Origin of the sequence: Ruegeria intermedia, from assembly GCF_900129345.1 — a bacterium.
GTDB lineage: Bacteria > Pseudomonadota > Alphaproteobacteria > Rhodobacterales > Rhodobacteraceae > Ruegeria > Ruegeria intermedia.
This window is the reverse complement of record NZ_FQVK01000048.1, coordinates 1-7,224: the sequence shown is the minus strand read 5'-3', so window position 1 is coordinate 7,224 and position 7,224 is coordinate 1. Positions and strand designations below refer to the sequence as shown.

General features: G+C 60.9%; 8 protein-coding genes. 1 reads left to right on the top strand and 7 read right to left on the bottom strand.

Features of this window, described 5'->3' with window-relative positions; all coding sequences use genetic code 11:
• Nucleotides 1-420 precede the first annotated feature (420 nt).
• The 5 genes from F3H26_RS18710 to F3H26_RS18690 all read right to left on the bottom strand — a co-directional run bounded on the left by F3H26_RS18710 (nt 421) and on the right by F3H26_RS18690 (nt 4,753).
• Nucleotides 421-2,226: a DEAD/DEAH box helicase gene (locus F3H26_RS18710; RefSeq protein WP_149777489.1), complete on the bottom strand. Its 1,806-nt coding sequence runs from the start codon at nt 2,224-2,226 to the stop codon at nt 421-423.
• A 133-nt stretch (nt 2,227-2,359) separates the two neighbouring features.
• Nucleotides 2,360-2,746 (bottom strand): hypothetical protein, encoded by a 387-nt coding sequence (locus F3H26_RS18705; protein ID WP_149777488.1) that lies wholly within the window; start codon nt 2,744-2,746, stop codon nt 2,360-2,362.
• Complete coding sequence (locus F3H26_RS18700; protein ID WP_149777487.1) at nt 2,746-4,065, bottom strand: recombinase family protein; 1,320 nt, start codon at nt 4,063-4,065, stop codon at nt 2,746-2,748. The genes F3H26_RS18705 and F3H26_RS18700 overlap by 1 nt, the downstream gene beginning before the upstream one ends.
• The gene (locus F3H26_RS18695; RefSeq protein WP_149777486.1) at nt 4,062-4,538 is read right to left on the bottom strand and encodes a DUF2924 domain-containing protein; all 477 of its coding nucleotides are present in this window, start codon (nt 4,536-4,538) and stop codon (nt 4,062-4,064) included. Before F3H26_RS18695 ends, F3H26_RS18700 begins: the two co-directional genes overlap by 4 nt.
• Nucleotides 4,535-4,753: a hypothetical protein gene (locus F3H26_RS18690; protein WP_149777485.1), complete on the bottom strand. Its 219-nt coding sequence runs from the start codon at nt 4,751-4,753 to the stop codon at nt 4,535-4,537. Before F3H26_RS18690 ends, F3H26_RS18695 begins: the two co-directional genes overlap by 4 nt.
• Before the next feature lie 310 nt (nt 4,754-5,063).
• On the opposite strand from F3H26_RS18690, the gene F3H26_RS18685 reads away from it, so the two are divergent.
• The gene (locus tag F3H26_RS18685; RefSeq protein WP_223162583.1) at nt 5,064-6,125 is read left to right on the top strand and encodes a COG3904 family protein; all 1,062 of its coding nucleotides are present in this window, start codon (nt 5,064-5,066) and stop codon (nt 6,123-6,125) included.
• Nucleotides 6,126-6,186: 61 nt separating this feature from the next.
• On the opposite strand, the gene F3H26_RS18680 is transcribed toward F3H26_RS18685, so the two are convergent.
• Nucleotides 6,187-6,918 (bottom strand): hypothetical protein, encoded by a 732-nt coding sequence (locus F3H26_RS18680; protein WP_149777483.1) that lies wholly within the window; start codon nt 6,916-6,918, stop codon nt 6,187-6,189.
• Nucleotide 6,919: 1 nt separating this feature from the next.
• On the bottom strand, nt 6,920-7,135 hold the full coding sequence (locus F3H26_RS18675) for a S24 family peptidase (protein ID WP_223162582.1): 216 nt from the start codon (nt 7,133-7,135) through the stop codon (nt 6,920-6,922).
• Nucleotides 7,136-7,224: the final 89 nt, after the last annotated feature.

Sequence of the window (7,224 nt, the reverse complement as noted above, 5' to 3'; positions counted from 1 at the left end):
CCCGGATCGCGGATTGTTTGCTGCCGCCAGCGAACGGGCTGGATCTCGCGCAAGTTGTGGAGAACGTCCGAACCCAGTCCCGTCCCCTCCGCCACCACCCCCATTGCGAAACATCGACCTCACCCGGCCAGCGCCGGAATTTTCCCTGTTTTCAAAGGGGTTTGCAGGATGGGTGCGAACCTCTGAGACAGGCCGCACCCCCGGTTTCGGTCTCTGAACCGCCCCCGGTCTCTGGTCGAGCGAACCTCGCGCAATTCGGTTCGGTGTGATTTTCACAAGCGTTTTCAATGCTCTGAGTTTCAACCCCGCCAAAACTTCGACCCCTGTTTACAATGCCTACAAGCGGAACATGATCCGAACAGACAGGAGGCGTAGTGGCAGGGGTTGGTGGCAGGCTCGCGCGTAGGGATGACGGTACTATCACGTTTGTGGCAGATGAACACGAAGCGGTGACGCGAAATCTCCCTTTCGGTCCCAAAGCTTTCGTGCGCGCACGGTCATCTTGGCAAGATATGGGTTCTGGAGGTCTGTTTCGCCAACAAGAATGATCAGATGCGCCTGTGCACGTGACGCAGCTACGTTCATCAAGCGGCGTCCGGTCTCGCTATTCAGAAAGGGGCTCCCCGCATCCACTGGATCGAAGATTACGATTTTTCGCTCGCTGCCTTGCGCCCGGTGAACCGTACTGACCCGGACTGCCCGTTGTCCCTGGCGGCCAAGCAAAGATCTGATCAATGCGCGCTGAGCACGAAATGGTGTTAGGATCAAAACGTCGTCAGGTTCGACGTAGGATCCCAACAGCTCGTGAACCAGGGCCGCGGCAATTTCTGCCGATGCGTAACGGATCTTGCCATTATAGCGCTTTGACCAAGTGGACTCTCCGGCGCGGTCGTCCACGAGAACGCGCGGTATCTCTCGCCCGTCTAGAAACCACGGAGATCGAGCCAACTTCCATTCGGGGTCTCGGGCGGCTTTTGGGCACACCACGAGTTCATCACCATAGAAAGTGTGCGAAACAATATCGCAGACGCCTTGGCACATTCTGGACTGCTCATTCAGAAAGACGCTTTGGGCGTCTTTGAAAACGTCGAACGCCGTCTTGCCCAGGACAGCCTGGGCTAACGGATCAGCACTTTGAACGATTGGTGCCAGCTGTTGAGGATCCCCGGCAAAGGTGCAGCATTTCGCCAAACTGGCGACCATCAAAGCCGCGGGCAGCATGATCTGACTAGCTTCGTCAGCTATCGCAAAGTGCCAAGAGCCGCCGCCTGGATTTGCCACGCTTTCGAAGTGTAAAAACAGAGAGTTGGTCGTGATCGCGACCACCCGTGATGTTGCGGAAATGTGCGCGACGTCGGTTTTCAGTTTCGCCCGGGCAGCATCCAGCTTTTCTTTCCAAAGGACGTATCGTTCGATGTCGTTCTTCGGGGGTTCCTCGAGTTCTAGAATGCTGACTTCAATCGATGCCTCGTAGATTCCTTCAGCGAGAAGGTGGTCCCGATCTTGGTATTTTCGTTGATCAAACCGGGAGCCGATCCGTTTCATGCACTGCCGGAGATCATCGCGACCAATTCGGCTGAGCCAGTCGTCAGCGGAAATGAGCGCCGAGTCTACCGCCGTATTCGTCGGGCCACTGACGAGGATCTTTGCGTTTCGGAAGCGGGTCAGAAGATAAGCAATCATTGCCCCGATTGTGAATGTCTTCCCCGTGCCTGGAGGCCCGTGAAGCAGCCCGATACGGTTGAGCGGCAACGACACTGCCTGAGCTTGTCGGGATCTCAAGATATCGAAGTGGTTGGGCAGTGTTCTTGTCTGAGCGACCGGTTCCTTAGCGCTTCTACGCAGAACCGCCGCAGCGTTTTTTCTGCGTGGTCCCTCCTGCCAAAGATCAATCAGAGGTGTAATGAAGTCTTGAGGATAGAGCGCAATCCGTGCACCTTCCTCGGGAAGGGATCCATAAACAAAACGGAGGGCAAACTCCCCGTTTTCCGGGTTGACTGCTGCCACATCACCGCGACCGCTTTCCTCGCCGAACCAAACGGCCCGAGATCCTTCCAGGCTTTCATCAAGCGCGGTACTTGAACGGCCGTCCCGTATGGGTTCGACGCAGAGAATTGCGAGGTTTCCTTGGCGCCGGGAAGAGACAACTTTGAAAGGTAGTCCGCGCTGAGCTGCGGATCGCTCCATTTCAAGAGCAGACAGGATTTTGTCCGCTGTGATTGCCATCAATTCCTCGACTTGGAATTCCTGTTTGGGGAAAGGATTCCGTTTCGAAGGAACAATAATTCGGGATCGCAAGTTATCGCAACAAAAAGAAAATATGCCAACTCGTGTCAGTGGCGATCGATGACCTCAGCGCTCACACGGTCTCAAACACCCGCTCCAACTGTTCCTCCCAAGGCAGCGAGGCGATGAGGCACAACTCGTAGATCGTGATGGCGCAGGGCTCGCGGTGGATGACGAGGCGTTCGAGCACCTCGGGCGCCAGCCAGGCGAGGCGCGTGAGGCGGCTGAGGTAGCGGTCGGAGAGGCCCTCTTCGGTGGCGAGATCGGTGAGCGTGGCGACCTCGCCACTCTCCAGCATCTTTCGCCAGCGCCAAGCTCGGCCGATGGCGCGCAGGAGGCGGGGATCCTGACCTGTGGGCGTTGTGGCCTCGATGTCCTTGGGCGGCAGGATGCGCGGTCGGCCGCCGCGCTTGCGCAAGGTGAGCGGCACGTGGACGCGGATCGTGTTGGTGCTGGGCATCAGGCGGCGTCCTCCGTCTCGGGCGTCAGCAGGCTGGTCAGCGCGCCGAGCCCGTCATGGCGTAGGTCGATATCCATTCCGCCCTCGCCGACCGTGACCCGCGCCACCAGGAGCTGCACCACGCGCGCCTGTTCGGCCGGGATCAGCGCGGCCCACATGTCATCGAATTGCGCGAGCGTGGCGACGACGGTGTTCTCGTCGAGATCCGGGCGCTCCTTCCTCAGTGCCCGCGCGGTGCGCGCCACCACCTCTGGCGTGTGCAGCCGCCGCCGCAGCTCGGCGATCACCGCTTCCTCGACCATCGCCGCCGGCAGCCGCTGCGGCCCGCGCAAGTCCGCCTTGGGCCGGCCCCGGATCACGTCCATCGAGGTGTAGTAGCAATAGCGCTTGCCCTTGCGCTTGGTGTGGTGCGGCGTCATCGCGGCGCCGGTCTGGGTGAAGATCAGCCCGCGCAAGAGGGCCGGCGCGGCCGCCCGGGTTCGCCCGGCGCGGGCATGCGTGTTGCCCTTGAGAACGGCATGGGCGGCGTCCCACAGCTCGGAGCTGATGATCGCCTCATGCGCGCCGGGATAGACCGCGCCCTTGTGGGTGATCTCGCCGCGATAGATACGGTTGTGCAGCAGCTTGTAGAGCGCGCCGCGGTCGATGGGTCGACCGCGCTTGGAGCGGATGCCGCGCGCATCCAGTTCGCGGACGACCGAGGCGGTGGTTTCGGACCGCGCGAAAAGCTCGAAGATGGTGCGCACGTTCTCGGCCTCGGCCGGGTTGATGACCAGTTTGCGGTCGATGGCGTCATAGCCGAGCGGGACGAACCCGCCCATCCACATGCCCTTCTTCTTCGAGGCCGCCACCTTGTCGCGGATCCGCTCGCCGATCACCTCGCGCTCGAACTGGGCGAAGCTGAGCAGGATGTTTAGCGTCAGCCGGCCCATGGAAGTGGTCGTGTTGAAGGACTGGGTGACCGAGACGAAGGTGACGCCGTGGCGGTCGAAGATCTCGACGAGCTTCGAGAAATCCATCAGCGCCCGGCTGAGCCGGTCGATCTTGTAGACCACCACCACGTCCACCAGCCCGTCCTCGATGTCGGCGATCAGCTGCTTCAGCGCCGGGCGGTCGAGCGTACCGCCGGAAAAGCCGCCGTCGTCGTAGCGGTCGCGCAGGCAGGCCCAGCCCTCGGCGCGCTGGCTGGCGATATAGGCCTCGCAGGCCTCGCGCTGCGCATCGAGGCTGTTGAACTCCATGTCGAGCCCTTCCTCGGTGGACTTGCGGGTGTAGACGGCGCAGCGCAGGCGGCGCGCGGGCGTTTGTCGTGCGGTCATTTCACTCCTCCCGTCCGGTCGAGGCCGAAGAAGCGCCAGCCGTTCCAGTTCACGCCGGTGATGGCGCGCACGGCGGCCGAGAGCGACCTGAAGCGCCGCCCTCGCCATTCGAACCCGTCGGCCAGCACGGTGACGACATGCTCCTCGCCCTCCCATTCGCGCACCAGCTTGGTGCCGGGGGCGGGCTTGCGCGGATCCGAGACCAGGCCGCCCAGCTTGCCGGCGGCGACCTCCTCGGCCAGCACGTCGAGCGTGCGCCGGGTCTCGCGCCCCAGCCCGCCAAGGGCCAGCTCCTGGATGCGGTAGCCCAGCCGAAGCTCGAGATTGCCGCGGCTGCCATTGGGCGCGGGCGCATCGAACAGCGCCTCCCATTTCTCACGCAATTGCGCCACGCTCATCGCCCGCAGGGCCATCAGTTCGGCCAGGACGTCGGGCCGTCCAGCATTGCTTTCATTCGATCGAGTGTGCTTCATTCTTCGCCTCCAACTCGGTTTCGCAACTGCCTCCGACGACGGCGTCTGAGGGCGAGAATGTCCAGCGAACTGTCTGGGTCGGTGGGAGAATTCTCGTGCTTGGTCAGCGGGTTGGCGCGCGAAACGGCGACGGCGAGGATATCGGCCAGCTCAGCGAGCCGCTGGCTGGCGGTGAGCGTCTCGGCGGGCGGCGCGAAGGGCAAATCGTCGGGCATGGGGAGCGAACCTCCTGAGGCAGTTTGCTCCGTGTTCGCCCCGCGCAGGGAAGGATTTCAAGGGAAATCAGAGGGTTGTCGTGATTGTGCGAACTGCATAGAAACTGGCCGTGCACGGAAAGACAAACAAAAGGAGTGCAGAGGGATGCGAGTGCGACGGAGCCGTGGCAATCTGCTTTTCCGAGAACTCTGGAAATACTTGGGTGCCGTCGGCTTTTTGTTCTGGGCAGCGGTTCCCGCGATCGCACAACAGACGAATGCCACGTGCGATCGGCCACCAGCGCTGGAAGACAATGCTTTCAACCAGCCTATGACATTTTCGATGGCGACGAACAAAGGCAATATGTCGACCTCTGCTTGGATCGCAGCAACTGGCGTAATTGACATGGAAACGCCGTCGCGGTTCAGGGCTTTTCTCGAATCTGAGCAGAACCCGCCAAGCCAGATTGTTCTTCATTCTCCAGGTGGGAACCTTGCTGCGGGGTTAGAACTGGGTCGGATGATCAGGGAAGCAGGATTGACTGCACATGTTGGCAGGTCGGAGCGGACCTTCGAAAGCTACAATGCGCCATGCGACACTTGGTATGACGGCGTTGAGGCAGGCATATGCGCGAGTTCATGTGCTTACGCATTCCTCGGGGGGCGAGAACGTTTCGTCGATTCACCGTACTACCCGACAGGCCCAAACCTTCTCGGTTTCCATCAGTTCTACGGCAGTCCTGAGCGGGGTCGACAGATGCTGACGGCGGCGCAGGCCGCAGAAATCGAAACGACTGCGCTGTCAGTTGCACAAGCAATCACCGGTCAGATTGTTCTTTATGCCATTGAAATGGGGATAGATCCGCGCGTGGTCGCCTTTGCATCCTCCACTCCGAGCGATGATCTCTATTATCCAACAAGTGGAGAGTTGAAGGAACTGTCTATTGTGTCTGGTTCAGGTCTCAGGGCTTGGTTCATGGAGCCCTACGCGGGTGGCTTGGTGACTGCGGCGCGGCCCTATCGTTCCGACTCGATGCTGCAGCAGGTCACCGCATTCTGTCAAAGAGGATCAGGCACGGCGAACTGTCTGATTACAATGGATCTTGCAACACCGTCCTATCCTAACCCGGACGACCTTCCACTGCGGGCGGTTGATTTGGCGATCGATGGTCAGATGCACAGCGTTGCGAGGCGTGAACTCACTGTCAGATATGGGGATAGAGCTATATTCATCACCGTTCCAGTTGAGCGTTTCAAGTCTCGGATACTTGAGGCCCGGAGAATTGAATTCGGACTCGATGCAGCGCGCGTGATGGGAGGGTTCCGAGAGGGGAATGATATGGACGATGTTGCTCGAAATTCGATAGCTCTCGCGTGGAGGAACTGCATCTGATAGCCGAGAGAAGCCTAGGGTGCAGTTTTGTTAACAACTCGTGTCTTTCGCGATCGGGCCATCAATGCTGAGCTTCACTTCGCGCCATCCAATCCGTCTCAAGCCGCAACGCCGCACGCCACAGCGGCGTCTTCATGAACACCGCCTCCTCGAATCGGAAGCCAATCGCGCCGCGCTCTTGCTGCAGCAATCCCGCCCAGCACAGCGGACGCAGAACCTGGATGTAGAGCTGGCCCATCACCTCGTCGTAGCGCGGCGGCTGCCCCGCATCACGCTCGCCGAAAAGGACGCGGCGGAGGCGGCCGCCGGTGGCGCCGTCCTCGGTCTCGACGTTCAGCACGTTCAAGAACACGTCCCAGTTGCCGAGGATTGGCACGTCGTCGAAGCGCGACAGGCTGGCGTGGTTGATGCGGAACAGGAAGAACGGGACGACGGTGCCGAAGATCCGCCCGGGGTGTCCGACCAGCGCCTGACCGGCCTTGGTCAGCCGGAACGCGCCCTTGTAGTGCCGGCCGAGTTTCATCGCGATCATCAGGTCGTGCAGGATTTCAAGCGGCGGAAAATCCCATTCGTTGAGAACCTTGTTGACGGCGAAGAGATCCGCCTCGGTATGGCCGGGCCAGTCGAACTCGGCCGCCGCCCAGTGCACGAACACCCGCTTGAATGCCTTGGACGGCGTCAGGGGGATCCCGCCATGCTCTCCGATCCAGACAAAGGTCTTCTCGATCCCGCGCACCAGCGGCGAGTGCGCCAGCGCCGGGTCGGCATCGTCGACCACCCGAAACGCGATCACGTCAAATCTCCCGCGCGAACCAACGAATGCGGCCGACGGTGTGGATTTCGTCGGCCGTTCGTTCATAGGGGCTGTAGACGGGATTGTCCGAGATGACGCGCACCGCGGGCGGGTCGCTGTTGGGGATGTGCTCGAGCCGCTTGGCGACCAGCCCCATGCCGTCGTCCAGCACGAAGATGCCGGGCGGGTTGGGCGTGCGGCGGGCCATGTCTGTCAATCGGCATTCAAAACTGACCCTGTATCGGCATCCAATTTTGACCCCCTTTGGTGGTTAGCAGGCCCGACGCTGCGTAGTCTCCAATTAAC

Excerpts from the sequence above, each read along its gene's own strand:
- F3H26_RS18690 (WP_149777485.1), bottom strand. The coding sequence starts at position 4,753 with ATGCCCGACGATTTGCCCTTCGCGCCGCCCGCCGAGACGCTCACCGCC.
- F3H26_RS18685 (WP_223162583.1), top strand. The coding sequence starts at position 5,064 with ATGACATTTTCGATGGCGACGAACAAAGGCAATATGTCGACCTCTGCT.
- F3H26_RS18705 (WP_149777488.1), bottom strand. The coding sequence starts at position 2,746 with ATGCCCAGCACCAACACGATCCGCGTCCACGTGCCGCTCACCTTGCGC.
- F3H26_RS18700 (WP_149777487.1), bottom strand. The coding sequence starts at position 4,065 with ATGACCGCACGACAAACGCCCGCGCGCCGCCTGCGCTGCGCCGTCTAC.
- F3H26_RS18710 (WP_149777489.1), bottom strand. The coding sequence starts at position 2,226 with ATGGCAATCACAGCGGACAAAATCCTGTCTGCTCTTGAAATGGAGCGA.
- F3H26_RS18695 (WP_149777486.1), bottom strand. The coding sequence starts at position 4,538 with ATGAAGCACACTCGATCGAATGAAAGCAATGCTGGACGGCCCGACGTC.